The sequence below is a fragment of the Gelidibacter mesophilus DSM 14095 genome, from assembly GCF_000423005.1.
GTDB lineage: Bacteria > Bacteroidota > Bacteroidia > Flavobacteriales > Flavobacteriaceae > Gelidibacter > Gelidibacter mesophilus.
The window spans coordinates 42,902-59,368 of sequence record NZ_AUHD01000004.1 but is presented as its reverse complement, the minus strand read 5'-3'; the positions used below and the strand labels follow the sequence as shown (position 1 = coordinate 59,368).

The 16,467-nt window shown below is 37.4% G+C and carries 14 protein-coding genes; 7 read left to right on the top strand and 7 right to left on the bottom strand.

Annotation, left to right across the window (positions count from 1 at the left end):
• Nucleotides 1-15 precede the first annotated feature (15 nt).
• Both G525_RS0103715 and G525_RS20135 read right to left on the bottom strand, forming a co-directional pair.
• Nucleotides 16-354: a DUF1579 family protein gene (locus G525_RS0103715; protein WP_281170379.1), complete on the bottom strand. Its 339-nt coding sequence runs from the start codon at nucleotides 352-354 to the stop codon at nucleotides 16-18.
• Nucleotides 341-571 carry a hypothetical protein gene (locus tag G525_RS20135; RefSeq protein WP_027124958.1) on the bottom strand — a complete coding sequence of 77 codons (231 nt, stop codon included), beginning with the start codon at nucleotides 569-571 and terminating at the stop codon, nucleotides 341-343. The genes G525_RS0103715 and G525_RS20135 overlap by 14 nt, the downstream gene beginning before the upstream one ends.
• Nucleotides 572-1,044: 473 nt before the next feature.
• Between G525_RS20135 and G525_RS20130 the strand changes: the two genes are divergently transcribed.
• Entirely contained in the window at nucleotides 1,045-1,653 is a 609-nt protein-coding gene (locus G525_RS20130) for a polysaccharide deacetylase family protein (protein WP_342662727.1), read from the top strand.
• 49 nt (nucleotides 1,654-1,702) lie between these two features.
• On the opposite strand, the gene G525_RS0103700 is transcribed toward G525_RS20130, so the two are convergent.
• The 4 genes from G525_RS0103700 to G525_RS0103685 form a co-directional block, all read right to left on the bottom strand.
• Nucleotides 1,703-2,482, bottom strand: a complete 780-nt coding sequence (locus tag G525_RS0103700; RefSeq protein WP_027124957.1) for a glycosyltransferase family 2 protein — start codon at nucleotides 2,480-2,482, stop codon at nucleotides 1,703-1,705.
• A gap of 303 nt (nucleotides 2,483-2,785) precedes the next feature.
• Entirely contained in the window at nucleotides 2,786-3,682 is an 897-nt protein-coding gene (locus G525_RS0103695) for a diacylglycerol/lipid kinase family protein (protein WP_027124956.1), read from the bottom strand.
• Nucleotides 3,683-3,837: 155 nt separating this feature from the next.
• Nucleotides 3,838-4,158, bottom strand: coding sequence for a hypothetical protein (locus G525_RS0103690; protein WP_027124955.1), 321 nt, complete (start codon nucleotides 4,156-4,158; stop codon nucleotides 3,838-3,840).
• A gap of 103 nt (nucleotides 4,159-4,261) precedes the next feature.
• Nucleotides 4,262-4,681: a hypothetical protein gene (locus tag G525_RS0103685; RefSeq protein ID WP_027124954.1), complete on the bottom strand. Its 420-nt coding sequence runs from the start codon at nucleotides 4,679-4,681 to the stop codon at nucleotides 4,262-4,264.
• Nucleotides 4,682-4,904: 223 nt separating this feature from the next.
• Here G525_RS0103685 and ku point away from each other — a divergent pair, with 223 nt between their 5' ends.
• The 4 genes from ku (at nucleotide 4,905) to G525_RS0103660 (ending at nucleotide 11,207) form a co-directional block, all read left to right on the top strand.
• A complete protein-coding gene (ku, locus tag G525_RS0103680) occupies nucleotides 4,905-5,678 on the top strand; it encodes a non-homologous end joining protein Ku (RefSeq protein ID WP_027124953.1) in 774 nt (257 codons plus the stop codon).
• The gene (gene ligD / locus G525_RS0103675; RefSeq protein WP_027124952.1) at nucleotides 5,679-8,108 is read left to right on the top strand and encodes a DNA ligase D; all 2,430 of its coding nucleotides are present in this window, start codon (nucleotides 5,679-5,681) and stop codon (nucleotides 8,106-8,108) included.
• A gap of 487 nt (nucleotides 8,109-8,595) precedes the next feature.
• The gene (locus G525_RS0103665) at nucleotides 8,596-9,540 is read left to right on the top strand and encodes a helix-turn-helix transcriptional regulator (protein WP_027124951.1); all 945 of its coding nucleotides are present in this window, start codon (nucleotides 8,596-8,598) and stop codon (nucleotides 9,538-9,540) included.
• A 197-nt stretch (nucleotides 9,541-9,737) separates the two neighbouring features.
• Nucleotides 9,738-11,207 carry a glycoside hydrolase family 130 protein gene (locus tag G525_RS0103660; RefSeq protein WP_027124950.1) on the top strand — a complete coding sequence of 490 codons (1,470 nt, stop codon included), beginning with the start codon at nucleotides 9,738-9,740 and terminating at the stop codon, nucleotides 11,205-11,207.
• Between the two features lie 18 nt (nucleotides 11,208-11,225).
• Here the strand turns inward: G525_RS0103660 and G525_RS0103655 are convergent, their stop codons facing one another.
• Entirely contained in the window at nucleotides 11,226-13,538 is a 2,313-nt protein-coding gene (locus G525_RS0103655; protein WP_051209756.1) for a glycosyltransferase, read from the bottom strand.
• Between the two features lie 348 nt (nucleotides 13,539-13,886).
• Here G525_RS0103655 and G525_RS0103650 point away from each other — a divergent pair, with 348 nt between their 5' ends.
• Both G525_RS0103650 and G525_RS22200 read left to right on the top strand, forming a co-directional pair.
• Entirely contained in the window at nucleotides 13,887-16,025 is a 2,139-nt protein-coding gene (locus tag G525_RS0103650) for a catalase (RefSeq protein ID WP_027124948.1), read from the top strand.
• Between the two features lie 237 nt (nucleotides 16,026-16,262).
• The gene (locus tag G525_RS22200) at nucleotides 16,263-16,436 is read left to right on the top strand and encodes a hypothetical protein (protein ID WP_157491877.1); all 174 of its coding nucleotides are present in this window, start codon (nucleotides 16,263-16,265) and stop codon (nucleotides 16,434-16,436) included.
• Nucleotides 16,437-16,467: the final 31 nt, after the last annotated feature.

Here is a 16,467-nt window from a genome sequence, read left to right as displayed (position 1 = left end):
GCTATCTTTTGAGAATTATTTTTTTCTAATCAACTTATATTGCACTGTTTTCTTTTCCTTATGGCCACCCTCTTGGTCAAAACTTTCAATCAGGATGGTATCTTTATCAACGAATGATACTATTTGTTTGTCGGTAATGCTATTTTTGGAAACTGGATTTGTCAATTCTCCGCATACTGTAGCGGATTTAGAATTTTCGTCCCAATTGCCAGACATATTTAAGGTTCCTGTTCCCATATTGGTGATGGTTGTCAAGGCAAATTTTTGGTCCGTATTGTTAAAGCCCATGGTCATTATCGCTTGGAAATCCATACCCCTCATAATTCCGGTTTGTTTCAATTCAAAATCGGCCACCGAGGAACATCGTATGATCAGAGTCCACTATGATGATGGAGAGTTTTTTTTCTGTGCCGGTAGCCATTGTTATTTCCATTACAAAAGAACCTTCATAGTGCGAAAGAAGGTTGTGGACACTTGAAGGTGTCACATATTCCGTCCACGGATCTTGGTTTTGAGCATTCATCATAGTGACATTAAAAATTAGCCATGTAAATCCTATAAATATCTTCATTTGGCGCTATTTTATAAAGATCGATGAAAGATTGAGATAATGATTTTATGAGTAAAATTCTCCAAGGTAACACTATCTGATACACTATTTAAAGGTCGCTGACCCTTAGTTATGTTCCCAAATGACGTCAACCTTCAAATGACGTTTCAATATAATTAAATATTTCTTTGAATGATTACCCTATAAATTATTTGTTAGGATTGATTTTTTGAATGCCAAATCCTCTGGATTCCATAAAGTTACAAGAGTTTACACTATAGGATTACAATTCCTTAACTTTTTCAGTATTTAATTCGTTTAAAAAATGACGCTTCTGAGTTTCATTTTTAGGTAGTCCATTAAAAGTGCCTATTTTTGTATTTACTTAAAGAACCCTCATGAGCCGACTTCCCATTTTAATGTATCATAATGTTACAGCGGAACCTGAAAAAGCTTCAGGTCTTACTATTGCTGTGACTTAGCTGGAAAGACAGTTGCAATATTTAGCTGATAAGGGCTACAAAACCTATCATTTTGAAGAATGGGAACGGATAGATAGAAAAAACGGAAAACCTGTAATTATTACTTTTGATGATGTGACTTTAAATCAATTGGAACTTGCGCTTCCCTTATTAGAGAAGTATGACCAAAAAGCAACTTTTTTTGTGCCCTTTGCCTATGTCGGTAAAACGGATGTTTGGAACACCGGTCTCCAACCTATTATGAATATTGAGCAGTTGAAAGGCTTAAGCGGACGTATTGAACTTGGGTTTCATTCCTTTCATCACAGACCTTACGCCAAATTAAGTAACGCTGAAATAACAGAAGATTTTAGGGAATGTAATGATTTTTGTGATGAAAATAATTTAAAGGTGTTTCCAGTTTTGGCGTATCCTTATGGAAGTTTTCCAAAAAAGGAGCCTTTAAAAACTCAATTTTTTGCACAAATAAAGCAAGAGGGCATGGTGTTTGCCTTAAGGATAGGGAATAGGATCAATACATGGCCAACTTCCAATCCGTACGAATTAAATCGGTTGGATATTAAAGGAGAGGATTCTTTTTCCCGATTTAAACTAAAGTTACGCTTTGGGAAACTATTCTAAAGTCCTTCAGGAAAATCACTTTACTGCTTATCACAGTCTCTTTGCACTGTTATCTATTCAAGTGATGTTTTTCGTTTTGTTGCAGCTCAATGATTTTAATGTATTTTAAAAAAGTTGTATAACCCGACATGCAACATACAACGAAGCCTTGAAAGCCATCTAGAAAACCCCTATTGATAAAATAATTCTTAAAGAATTTCCAAAAAGGATTGATAATAATTTTGGTATAAGGCACTTTTTTGGACTTGTTCTTTACGTAATTTACTGCTGAAAGGGTGGTGTAAGTATCAATTTTTAAATGATGTTTGCTAAAGCTGTCATAGGCCCAATGGAGTAGATCTCCTTTTAATTTAACCACACTTTTAGGATTGTCAAGCGTAATGGTCTCGTGGATATTGGTTGGACTGTACCAACGGGCTTTATGTTTATTGTACAGCCTAATTTTGGTGCCAGGATACCAACTTGAATGGTGGATCCATTTTCCGCAATAGTGATTCAATCTATTAAAAGCATAACCCTCGCCGTCCATTGTAGGTTTTAATTCCAAAATAGAGGCTTTTAACTCCTCAGAAAGCGCTTCATCTGCATCTAAAGAAAGGACATAATCAAACTTTGCTTGCTCGGTTGCGTAGTTTTTTTGGTCTGTAAAACCAATAAAGGCGCGTTGGATCACACGTGCTCCATGTTTTTCGCAAATTTGAAGGGTTTCGTCCGTTGAAAACGAATCAACCACTAGGATTTCATCAACAATGCCTTGCAGAGATTCGAGACATTTGGCGATGTATTGTTCTTCATTATAGGCGATTATTACGCCTGAAATTTTGGTCATAATTAAGTTGTAAATGGTTGCTCAGTACACTTTTTAAAAGCATTTTTAAGAGGTTATGTTCAGGAAAGCTACCCCGAAATTTTAATAGCTTGTCTCCATTCCATTGGCAATCCTACACGGATAATGTTTCTAAATAACTATTTAATTTCAAATATAATCATCTTCCGCAATGATGGCTCCACTATTTGTAAAGAATGAGGAGAAGTTATTAGCACTCCTAAAATTCGGTTAAAAAGTGCATTTACTGGTGACTGTTTAAACGTCGTTCCATTCATCAAACAAAGTGCTCAACTACTTTCCGTTCTAAAATAGATAAGGATTGTCATGATGGGTAATTAGCCTTACGGCACCTTCAAGGGTATTAATTTTGATTCTTTCAAATTCGCCAATAATCTCCCCATCTAACTGAAGCAGTCGTGGCTGGTCAAATAAAATTTCTGCCTCCTTCGTGCTGATAAGGGTTCCGCTCTGATTGTCATGAAAATTTTCGTCGAACTTTGACAACCCCGCCTTTATTAATGAATTTAGATTAATCTGAGTCACCACAACAATTTCAAACTTCCCATCCATGGGATTTCCAGTCATATTTAAGGGAATACCAGTACCGTATTTTCTCGAATTACAGATGCCCACCATCAACCCATCTTGAAGATATGTTTCGCCATTGGCTTTAATAGTGATTTTAAAAGGTTTCAACTCGCTTAATTCTTCTATAAAATACTTGGCATACGTGGCCATTCCGCGATTTTTGTCTTTGGAATAGGCATTGACAAGATTGGCATTGATGCCAACGTCACCAATATGCATGGAATAATACTTTTCATTGATTTCAAGCATATCCAATCCTGCTACAACATTTGACATAATCAAATCATCCAAGGCTTTTAAAGGATGGGGATTTACCGAGAGTTCTACCGCCATCCCGTTAGCCGATCCCAAGGGAATAATCCCCATGGGGATAGCACTTCCCATTAAGGCAATGGCAGAAAATAATGTGGTACCATCGCCACCTACAGAAGCCACTTTGTCTGGTTTAAAGTTCAATAAAACAGCATTTAGGTTGCTTTCATCGTTCTTACCAGTTGTTTTAAACAATTCGTAACGAATCCCGTATTTTTCACATTTTGCCACTGCCTTTCGGATAAATGGATTTTTATCAATGCCTCCAGAAATTGGATTTATAATAAACAATAATTTCATTTGTATTTCAATTGGTTAAACGCATCATACACTTATAAATCTCAACAGCAGTAAAAATTGAATTTTTAAAATAACTTGCAAAAAGTTTCGAGCAGATGCTATAAGTAGAATTTACAAGTCTTATAAAAATGGAGAGATCTATGGAATGCCAGTTGTTAATTTAACAGGAAAACATATTTGCTAGGTTGTCCATATTCGGTCTTGATGGTCATCGGAATACCTTCAGTGCCCTCGATATGACCAGAGCTCTCAGCCAGATTATTTGCGACAGCTATGTTCTCAATAACACCTTTTGCATTGGTATAGACCATCACAGGGATGGGATATGGAGAAGGGTCATTTTGTGCTTTTAAAGCTCTTTTAACACTTTCGACAATCTTAGGATGTAGATATTGTCCATTGTCGTCAATAATTGGCGCATAATAATACGCATTCCAGATCCGTAAATCATCATCCAGATGCGCATTGACCTGCATTACATTTTCATCAATAAATTTAAACTTTCCAGGGATTCTTTTCGTAGTAGCCGTCGTGGGACTGCCCTGTGGAAGCGTTGCTGAAATAGTTTTTATAGCCTGTTCAATTTGACTTCCCTAAACTGATTGTGTTTGAAGCTTGAATGGAGCTCACTTTGCCCTCTTGGAACATATAAGTCATGATAGAAATTTTATCCGGAGCTGAGCTAATGTCTATGGTAATTTCGTCAAAATCCTTCTGAATCTTAAAACTCTCCGAATTCAGTTCGCCCAATGGGATTTCATGTAAGAATTGGTAAAAATGAACGGTGCCATCTTTTGACATTCGGAGGTCTTGAATGATCAGACTATGGTTTATTGTGTCCATCTTAAAAAAATACTTTTTTTCAGTATTGAACTCAGGAGCCCTAACCTCAATGGTATGAGGAAGCTGGTTGAATTTTTGTAGATCATTCTGGCTCTTTATAGAATGTATGTTGAAGCCAATTACTATAAAGATCAAAAATTTAATTTCAATTTTCATGAGTTGGAATTTTAGTCAAACTAATTTTGCATAGATTGGTGGAGGCTTAGCTATCAAATTTAATGAATTGAAAAAGAACTTGGTGTATTTCTAAATTTTAATTAAAAAGGTGTGCTTCTTTTGATAATTTAAATCTGATTTCTGTTTGCGTTACAATTTTCTCTTTTTGCACTCTGAAATTCAGTTTTCAATCCCTAAATTTTCAAGATTAAATTTAAACGTTATGAAATCAGTTTGGAATGGCACCATCAGTTTTGGGCTCGTATCAATTCCCATAAAAATGTATTCAGCTTCGGAAAGTCGCAGCTTGGATTTGGACATGTTGGACAAAGAAGACCATGCACGAATCAGATATAAACGCGTCAATGAAGACACAGGCGAAGAAGTCGAGTGGAAAAATATTGTAAAAGGCTTTAAAAAGGAGGATACCTATATCATTTTAGAAAAGGAGGATTTTGAAAACGCCAATGTCAAGAAGAGTAAGACCATAGATATCGAGGAGTTTGTGGAAGAGACTGAAGTTGCTGATATGCTTTTTAAAAATCCGTACTATCTGGAACCTCAAAAGGAAGGTGGTAAAGCCTATAATTTATTGCGCGATGCCTTAAAGAAAACTGGCAAGTTAGGGGTGGCCACATTTGTGATGCGGCAAAAGGAAAATCTCTGCCTTATTGGGGTCTATAAAGATGTGATTGTACTACACGTCATCCGATTTGCTGAGGAGATTAGAGATCCGAAGGAAGTGAAAATCCCAAAATCCAAAACTTCAGATAAAGAGATTAAAATGGCTGAAAGCCTCATAGAAAATTATACCGAAAAATTCGATTTCACTAAATATAAGGATGTCTATAACAAACAGTTGCTTAAAATTATAGAATCTAAGGCCTCAGGAAAAAAAGTAAAGGTAGAAAAAACCAAGAGCGAGCCTACTGCAGCCAAGGATTTGATGGCAAAATTAAAAGCCAGTTTGGAAGCGCGTAAAAAGAAAGCGTCCTAAATGAGCCTCTCAGATTATAGAAAAAAGCGGAATTTTAAAGATACGCCTGAACCAAAGGATGTTATTGATAATGCCAATAAATTAAGGTTTGTCATCCAACGTCATCGTGCCAGCCATTTGCATTATGACTTGCGTTTGGAAATGCAAGGGGTTCTCAAAAGTTGGGCAATTCCAAAAGGTCCGTCCATGAATCCCAAAGACAAACGGTTGGCAGTTCATACTGAAGACCATCCCGTAGCCTATCTTAATTTTGAGGGCGTTATTCCCAAGGGAAACTACGGGGCTGGAAAGATGAGTATTTGGGACGAAGGTCATTTCGAAAATCGCTATCCTGAAAATACCCTGTCTTCAGATTATGCGGCGGGCAAGCTAAAAATTGTGTTTTACGGAAAGAAGATTCAGGGCATTTTTACTTTGGTGCGCTCGTCCTCAATGAATAAAAAAGACCAATGGCTGCTCATCAAACACGCTGATGAATTTGCAACCGACCTAAATTATAACGCCGAGAATTTTGTTTTGGAATCGTTTTCTACTTCTAAAGATCAAAACCATAACGTCTTCAATCTGAAATCTTTTGTCAAACCAATGTTGGCATCGCCTGGCACAAAGATTTTTAACGATAAAAACTGGATTTACGAGCTGAAATATGATGGTTATCGTGCTTTAGCTCACCTTAACAGGGGGCATGTCGATTTATACTCCAGAAACGGTATTTCGCTAAACGAGAAATTCAAGATCATTTATGACGAACTCAATACTATTGAACATACCGCTATTTTAGATGGTGAAATTGTGCTTTTGGATGCTCAGGGATTGCCTCAGTTCAATGCCTTACAAAATTATGATGCTGATTCTACCAAGGGTACGTTGGTCTATTATATTTTTGATCTTTTACATCTTAATGGACACGACACGCTTGAATTACCTTTATTGGACCGAAAGCAATTGCTGAAATCCCTGCTTCCGGAGTCACAACATATCTCGTATTGTGAGCATGTGGAAGCCATGGGAATTGCGGTCTATGAAAAAGCAGTAGCCATGGGGATGGAAGGTGTGATTGCCAAAAAAATAGATTCAACTTACTATCCTAATTTTAGAAGCACAAATTGGTTGAAATTTAAAAAATTAGAAGATTCGGAAACGATTATTTGTGGGTATACCTTATCAAAAACAAGCGCTCGAAAATTCGCTTCCTTGATTCTTGGCATGGTTGAAGATGGTCAATTGGTCTATGTGGGCACCTGTGGGTCGGGATTTTCTGAAAAGCAAATGACGGAACTCTCTCATAAATTTGAAGTTTTAAGAACCGAAACTCCTGTATTTAGTATCCAGCGCCATCTCAAGGGTAGACAACCAATTTGGTTAATTCCTAAATTGGTTTGTGAAGTTAAATTTTCAGAATGGACGCCTTTAAAAATCATGAGACATCCCGTATTTTTAAGACTTCGTGAAGATAAGTCCATCCCATTTGATGGGCCTGAAAAAGTGCAGCCAACCCTGAATAATAGAAAAGACTCAGCTAAGTCTGAGTTTAGCTTGGAAGTGGACCATATTACAGTCCCCATCACAAACCCGGATAAAATGTATTGGCCGGATGCCAAGTTGACCAAATATGATCTCTTGGACTATTATATTAAAATGTCTGATTATATTCTGCCTTATCTAAAAGACCGTCCAGAAAGCCTCCATCGCCATCCCAACGGAATTCAAGGGGATTCATTTTATCAGAAGGATAACGAACATCTTCCCGCTTGGATTGAAACGGTTGCCATAGCTTCAAAAGCTTCAGAAAAGGAAATCAATTATCTCCTTTGCCAAAATCAAGCTACTTTATTATATATGAATAATTTGGGATGTATCGAGTTACATCCATGGCATTCCACCATTTATCAATTGGATTGCCCAGATTATGCCATCATCGATTTGGATCCCTCAGAGGCGAATACATTTGAACAGATTATTGAAACCGCCTTGGCTACCAAAGCTGTTTTGGATAGAGCAAAAATTAAAGGCTATTGCAAAACTTCAGGAGCCTCGGGTATGCATATCTATATTCCCATGGGGGGCTTATATTCCTATGAGGAAGCTCGGGATTTTACAAAATTATTATGTGTATATATCAATGAGTTGTTGCCTGAATTGACCACGTTGGAACGTTCGCTCAAAAAACGCGGTCCAAAGATTTATCTAGATTATCTGCAAAATCGGAAAGGTCAAACTATTGTCTCGGCCTATAGTGTAAGACCAGAGAAAAACGCTACAGTGTCTACACCATTGGAGTGGTCAGCACTAAAACCAGGTTTAAAAGTATCAGATTTTACAATTAATACTGTACCAAAGCGTATTTTAGGAAACAAAGATGTTTTTAAGGCGGTTCTGGGAAAAGGTATTCATATGGAGACAGCAATTGATAATTTAATGAATTCTTAAACTTTTTTTTAGAGTCATTTTTAAGTTTTTTTGAACACTCTTTAGATTAAGATTCAAGGTATCTTTATTTTATAATTAATTAAAAAAAATAAAAAAATGGCTACTCAAGACAAAAATCAGAAAAAGGATGCTCCGATGAAGGATGACAAAAAGAACGATCCTAAAAAATCACCTTCTCCAAGTAAATCTTCTCCAGCACCAAAGAAAAAATAATCCCTTTTTTTCTTAAGCGAAATTCCTGCCAATCTCAAATTGTGCAGGAATTTTGTATTTTATGCTAAGCTCATATTTCAAAAAATGATTTGAAAAATCTTTAGGATGGGATCATGCACTGTAATGTCATGTTCGCCATCAATATAGCGCACGAATTTTAATTTGGATCATTGGATTAAGGACATATTTGTGAGGAATAACGATAAGGCTAAGTTAGAAAAAAATGCAAATTTGTAATCCTAACTTGAATTAACGGACATAAAATGTTTTCATCATGAATGACGCGCATAGTTTTGAAATTCGAGAAGGCTGCACTAAAAACGATCGGCATTTTAAAGGGGCTATCCAACGAAATAGCTTTACAGAAGCTATTGAATTTTATAGTTTTGATGGTATCGCCCAATTTGATTTCAGTTTCCATCTCATCTCAGAAACTGGTCCGTTGATCTATATGTTTTTTAATTTGGCTCATCAATCTACTTTGGTTTTAAACTGCAATTACAAAAATTTAGCTATTCCTGCTTTTGCGAGTGTCATGATGCTAAACAGCACATCAGACATTTTATCATTACATTTTGAATCGCAGTCGCGTTATGATTTCTTGATTGTGAAAATCCAACAAGACCAACTTAATGTTGAGCAACAAGCATTATTTCGCATGTTAAAAGCTAAAAACAGCATCAATAATATTTTAAATCCTGCAATGCTCCTGATGCCCAATTTGGAGATTTGTGAAATTGCCAGAAAACTGAAATCTATTGATAAGGCTACCTGTAATCATAAATTTATTGCCCAAGGGTATTGCAATATATTAATTGGGCTAAAGCTTAATGGATTATTCAAGGGTTCAAATAAAATGACATTTTTACAACCTTTTGAAATTCAGCAGTTGAAAGTTCTCTCTGATGAAATTATTGAAAATCCACAGCACGAATACAGCATAAAGGAACTGTGTAAACGTACAGGATTGTCGGTTTCAAAATTGCAATTGGGTTTTAAGGAAATGCATCATTGTACCGTGGCGATTTTTATCAGAAACCAACGACTGGAAAAAGCATTGGATTTGTTGAAAAATACAAATATGAACGTTTCGGAAATTGTATATTCAATTGGACTCACCAATAAAAGTTATTTTTGTCGTATTTTTAAGAAACGGTTTAAATGTACTCCCAAATTACACCAACAAAAACTAAAGGAAACGCTCCTTTTAGATGTATAAGAACAAAAAGTTTACGGAGTGATTGGTAACAAATAAATATCAATTTTCATTAACTTATGTCGATCTTTAAAGTTGAATTTTTGAAAATTAAGATATAGAAACACTATTTCTTTAATCACTGAAAAACAGACTCTTAAAGATTTTTAATAGGATTCCTGACTTTTTCATTTTATTCTAATTTTAAATATTTTACTATTATGGGCATAAAAGTGCAACGAAAAGCTTTGAAATTCACACCGGATGCCACTCGCGTGGTGACCCGTTTCTTTAATAATGGCGACAAACGCACAAAAGAACTTATTTTAAAGATTTTAGAATTTTCTGATGGCAAAGTTGCCGAAGAGCTGGAAAACACTTTATATGAATTTAAAGGTCGCCATCGTAATCTAAAAAAAGTATTTAAACAGCATTGCGCCAACTTTCAAGATTTGTTACACCAAATGGACATCAGTTATGAGAGCTTGACCGAAAACCAGAAAATGCTGATAGGGGCTTATAGTACCATGGAATATTCCTTGGAGTCTGCCGCACTTTTCAATCCTTCTATGATTGAAGATTTTGACCAGTCATTCCTGAAAAAGGGTGAGAAACGTGTTATTATTTCTTTTAGGGCTACAGGCGAAGGTCATTTGTCCTCCATCGTATTTAGAAAGGGAATTTTAGATAAAGAGAACAATTTGCACATCGCCAAAGTCAAAAACCACATTGATCTACCCGAGGTTGGCTATAAAATGTCCTATGATAAACAGCGTTTTGTTGAGAAAATGCAGGAAATTAATATTCCTCAACATTATATTTCAGAGGTTATGGATCCGTTGCCCAGTCATTTTGAATATTATGCTCTTAAAGATGCTGTAAAAATTCTATTGGACGATGCTGATATTGATTCCACAAAGAAATTGGCTCTCCATGAGATGACCTGGCTTGTGGATTCGTATTATGATTTAAAGTTTAATGAACAGAGTGATATTACCGAAAGGGTCATATTCCCAAATTCCCCCTCTGAGAGTAGAGGTATTGAAGACGCTCGGTTTGTTAGGTTTACGGATGATGATGGTAATGCTACCATTTACGCCACTTATACCGCTTACAATGGCCATACCATTATTCCGAAATTGGTAAGTACTTGTAATTTTATAGATTTTCGGATTATGCCGTTACATGGCAATGCCGCAAAGAATAAAAACTTCGCCCTGTTTCCTCGCAAAATAAAAGGTAAATATGCCATGTTGGCCCGAATTGATGGGTATAACAATTACGTGGCATTCTCAGACCGAATTACGTTATGGAACGACCCCATCAAAATCCAAGAACCAAAATTTGCATGGGATCTTACCCAAATAGGCAATTGTGGTTCGCCAATTTACACTGATAACGGTTGGTTGATCTTGACCCATGGTGTAGGACCAATGCGTCGGTATTGTATTGGCGCTTCGTTGCTCGATTTGGAAGATCCAACCAAAGTCATCGGTAGATTAATGGAACCCTTGATTTCACCAAGCAAGGAAGAGCGGGAAGGCTATGTGCCCAACGTGGTCTATTCCTGCGGTGGGATCATCCATAATGAGGATCTCATTATCCCGTATGCAGTTTCAGATTATTCATCCTCCTATGCGACGGTAAATTTAAAGTCGTTATTGGAGGAACTCAAAAATTCTAAGGATTAAAATGGGGGTGTTCTGCTTTTATTCTTCAAACGCCATTCGGGCCATTAAATAACTTACAGTGGATTCAGCCCCTTGGTTCAAATTCACATTTTTAAGCTCCAAGCCATCAAAACATCCCGTTGTACATGGGTTGTAGATGGTCTGCTTTAAATGGTTTTTACCCAGAAACCAGCTAAAGGCCAGTTCCATCTTTTCTAGATACCCTTCATTGGAGAATATTTTGTGAAAATTTTTCAGCGCCAGAATGGTGTAGGCAACATCAATGGGTTGTTGTCCTCCAAGAGAACATTCCTTGATCGAATCGCCTCTCAAAAACCAGGTCTGATTAGAGATTACCGTAAACTTATCATGATCAAACAAGTGCTGGAGCAAAAAATTGAATGATTCAAAAGCAATAACTTTATAACTATCGATTTTTGTGACCTTGTAAGCCTCAAGCATCGCTTCGGGCAAAACGCTATTCCCATAGGTTAGATACGGTTCAAACCATTTCCAAGCCACTCCAGATTCGTGCAAATACATCTTCGAAAGTTTTGAGGCCAAGTTGTGCAGCGTATCCCTATAAAGTGAACCAGGTTGTGCCAGTCCTGAGATCGCGATTCCTTTAATAATAAAAGCTATAGCACGAGGCGAATTGTAATTGATCGCGTTAGTAATGAAATCATTCAAGGATTCTCTGGACCGATCAAAGAGATAGGCATATTGTGCAGGAATCAGATTTTCAATTTCCAGTAGGTGACCAAGAGCCCAAATGGCACGGCCATTAGAATCTTCGAGATTTACCTTCTCATTTTGTTGCGTAAATTCACGGTTCTCATCTACATAATTGAAAAACCGACCGTCATGACGTTGGCAATTTAAAATAAAACTCAAATATTTCTTCAATGAAGGTAGGAGACTGATGTCTTTGGTAAGTTTATAATTCTCACAAATAACAATTAACGCTCTCGCATTATCATCTAATGTATATCCAGAAGAACTATCGGGCTGATTTAATTTGGCAAATTGGATCATCCCCACCTCTGTGGTCATTTTATGGAGATGGTCAAGTTTGATCTCAGGCTTTTGATAGACTAGGGCAGTACCGTGGGCTAATTTCTGAAACAAATGACCATGAGCTAAGGCTGAATTTTCCCATGAGGTTGCTGATGAGGCATGCAGTCCGTTAAGACCGAGGTTTTTCCTATAAGTTTTGTCCTGTAACAGCGTTCTTAACTGCTTAGTAAGTTTTTGACTGTCTCCAAAGTCAAACATCAAGCCTTTGTTTTCAGATAGAAACTCCACTGCATGTGGGATGGGCGTTGAAATTATAGGACAACCACAGCTCATGGCATAAGCAAAAGTACCGCTTACCGCCTGGTGGGGATCTTTTGAGGTAAACAGATAAATATCGGTAAGTTGAAGATATTCCAACAAGCTATTTAAAGGGAGGAATTCATTGATAAACTGGACGTGGGCTTCTATACTGAGGTCTTTTGTTTTTTGGACCAAAAAGTCACGATATTTTTCGCCTTCATTCTTAACTAAAGTGGGATGTGATTTTCCCAAAACCAAAAACATCACTTCTGGAAATTCCTTCACGATTTCGGGAAGCGCCTCCAATGTCGTTTCAATACTTTTACCTGGACCTAAAAGTCCAAAGGTGGACAACACGGTTTTGTGTTCTAGTCCATATTTTGATTTTAATTTTTTCTTGTCTTTGTGCTTGATTAAATGAGTGCCATGCGCAATGGTTTTTATTTTCGAAGGTTTTATGCCATAGTCATCCATTAAGATCGATTTTGAGGAATTGGTCATTACCGTCAAATAGTTGACGGCCGATGCCATATCTCCAATATAGTCCTTTAACTGTAGATCTGGATTGGGAATAACGGTATGGAAAGCAAGAATCACCGGCTTTTTCAATGCATTTAAAAAATCAATGAACATTTCAGAATAACCATTGAACAATCCAAATTCATGTTGAATCATGACCAGTTTAATAAGGTCATCCGTATTTATCATAGCGGAAAGTTGCTCATAACTACTTTTGGAGTCTGTTTCTAAACTGTAGCGAAAGTGTTCTGATTGCTCAAGTGGATGTCTTTTATCATAAAGTGGACATATTTCTATAGCGCAAGAATTCCCGAAGGTTTTATTGACACTGTCCATTAAATCTTTTGAATAGGTGGCAATGCCGCATTCGCGAGGAGGAAAAGTGGTAAGCATTAAAACGGAGGTAAGGAGTTCCGGCTCTGTCCACTTTGGTTTTTTTACCTGCTGAATTTTAAGATTAAGAGCTCTTTTAGAAGCATTAGGGGGAACTGATTCTTTAAGGACTGGCGCTTTCATAATTTTGATTGAGGTTGTGGATTAACGAATATTAAAGTATGAAATTACCTTTATATTGACAGTGAAAATGACGTTATCCATCGAATCTTTAACTTAAAAAATCCAACGGCTAGGATTAGGGCATTCCGGTTAAATAAAATTGGTATCAGACTCATATGCCGTCGTAATCTTCTGACAAAAATCACTATAATATGTTCGTTGCCAAGTGCTTTTGACCTCATAAAACGTATTTCTATCTGATCACAAGATGGCTTCCATTCCTCTTAAATAAGTTATAAATAAACTTTATAACGCTAACGTATGAACTGATATATCGTGAAATTTATAGTTCACAAATAATCATACAAAATGGGCGCTAAGAAAAAAGATGATTCTGGTTCGAAGAAAACAGAAGCTTTAAAGAAATTCGTGGTTGAAACGAAGGATACGACAATGACCACCAATGAAGGATTAAAAGTCAATGATACCAACAACTCCTTAAAATCAGGAGAACGTGGTTCTACGTTGCTTGAAGATTTTTTATTAAGAGAAAAAATAACACATTTCGACCACGAAAGAATTCCAGAGCGTATTGTACACGCTAGGGGCAGTGGGGCCCATGGTTATTTTGAACTCTATGAAAGCATTTCAGAATTCAGTAAGGCGGGAATTTTTACAGATACCTCTAGAAAAACACCGGTTTTTGTACGCTTTTCAACGGTTGCCGGTTCTAAAGGTTCTTCAGATTTAGCAAGGGACGTTCGCGGATTTGCGGTAAAGTTTTACACCGATGAAGGCACTTGGGATTTGGTAGGCAACAATATGCCTATCTTTTTTATTCAGGATGCCATGAAATTTCCTGATTTGGTACATTCCGTTAAGCCTGAACCCAATAAAGAGATTCCGCAAGCAGCCTCTGCGCATGACACGTTTTACGATTTTGTATCGCATGCCACAGAAACCCTGCACAATCAAATTTGGGCTATGAGTGATCGTGCCATTCCACGTAGTTTCAGGATGATGGAAGGTTTTGGTATCCATACGTTTCGTTTGATCAATGAGAAAGGCGCATCACATTTCGTGAAATTCCATTGGAAACCCAAATTGGGAGTGCATTCGGTTACTTGGGATGAAGCCGTAAAAATAAGTGGCGCAGATTCTGATTTTCACAGAAGGGATTTGTGGGACGCGATAGAGGCGGGGCATTTTCCGGAATGGGAGTTTGGAATCCAGGTTGTTGCAGAAGAAGATGAACACAAATTTGATTTTGATCTCTTGGATCCTACCAAATTAATTCCCGAAGAAATGGTGCCGGTCAAAATCATCGGTAAGATGACCCTAAATAAGAATCCTGAAAATTTCTTTGCGGAAACAGAGCAGGTTGCATTTTTGCCTGGACATATCATCCCAGGAATTGACTTTACCAATGATCCGTTGTTACAAGGGCGTTTGTTTTCGTATCGCGATACGCAGCTCTCACGATTGGGCTCTCCAAACTTTCATCAAATTCCGATCAACCGACCTATCATGCCAACCCACAACAATCAGAGGGACGGGCACATGCAAATGGATATTCCAAAAGGTCAAACTGCTTACTTTCCAAACAGTCTGAGCGGTGGATGCCCGCATCTTTCCAAAATGGCTGAAGGCGCGTTTACATCGTACGAAGAAAGGATTGATGCACGAAAAATAAGAACGCGAAGCGAAAGTTTTTCCGATCATTTTTCGCAACCTGCGTTGTTTTACCGAAGTCTCGCAGATTGGGAGCAGCAGCATGTGACGGATGCCTATATATTTGAATTGGGAAAATGTATGCACCAACACATTCAGGAGCGGATGTTATATATGATTGCACAGATTGACACTGATCTTTCTAAAAATGTGGCCAAAGGTTTGGGACTTAAAGTGCCAACCTCTGTTGACCAACCCATAAATCAAGCTATAGGTGCTGATGCAGATGTTGCTAAACATCAGCCACCGAAAAAGAAGATTTATTTGGACAAATCGCCCGCCCTCAGTCAGGCAAAAACAAAATTTGACAGCATTGCAACGCGTCAGGTAGCGGTTTTGGTAGCGGATGGATTCTCAATGAAGAACTTTAAAAAAATGAAACAGGCCTTGGAAAAAGAAGGTGCACTACTAAAATTGATCGCCCCTCACGGTGGAAAAATTACCAGTGATGATAAGGTTGAACACAAAGTAGATGCCGCCATTATGACCACAGAAAGTGTATTGTTTGATGCCATTTACATTCCAGGAGGGAAGCAATCCATCGAGACCTTAAAAAAAGAAGCCAAATTTACAAAGTTTGTGAATGAAGCTTTCAAACATTGCAAAGCCATTGCGGCAGATGATGAAGGTGAAAACTTTATAGAGAACACATTCGTCTCCAACCATAAGTATGATGCGGCTATTTTAATTAATTCGGAGCCTACCAATTTTGTGGATGCCATTGCCAAACATCGTAATTGGGACAGAATGGAGGTTGCTAAAACGGTACCTTGTTAATCCAACAACAGACCTCCTTTAAATAAATAGGCTTCGAATACCTCCTACGCATTGAAAATCCATAGGATTAGATTAAAAGACTGAAAGTCTGCGTCGGGAAAGAGCTGAAAAAATAGATGAGAAGACAGATACTTACTCGTGGCTAAAAATTTTATGGAAACAAAAGTCTGTGCAACGCCCGTGTAGATTTTTATCAGGTATTACGATCTTAAAATATAATCTTTAAAAACAAAAATCATGAGCAATAAAAAGAGTGAAAAGGAATTTGATCCCGAAAAGGACAAAGAAGTAAAAAAAGGTCCACTTAAACCCGAACATAAAAACCAATACGGTGGAAATCCGGGTGGCAAGTCGCGCAATCTCTCTGGGCGCGCTAAAGCTGAGAAAGAGCGTAAAGAGAAAGAGGAATAACTGATTATTTTAAAGCTGTTAGAAGCTAGGA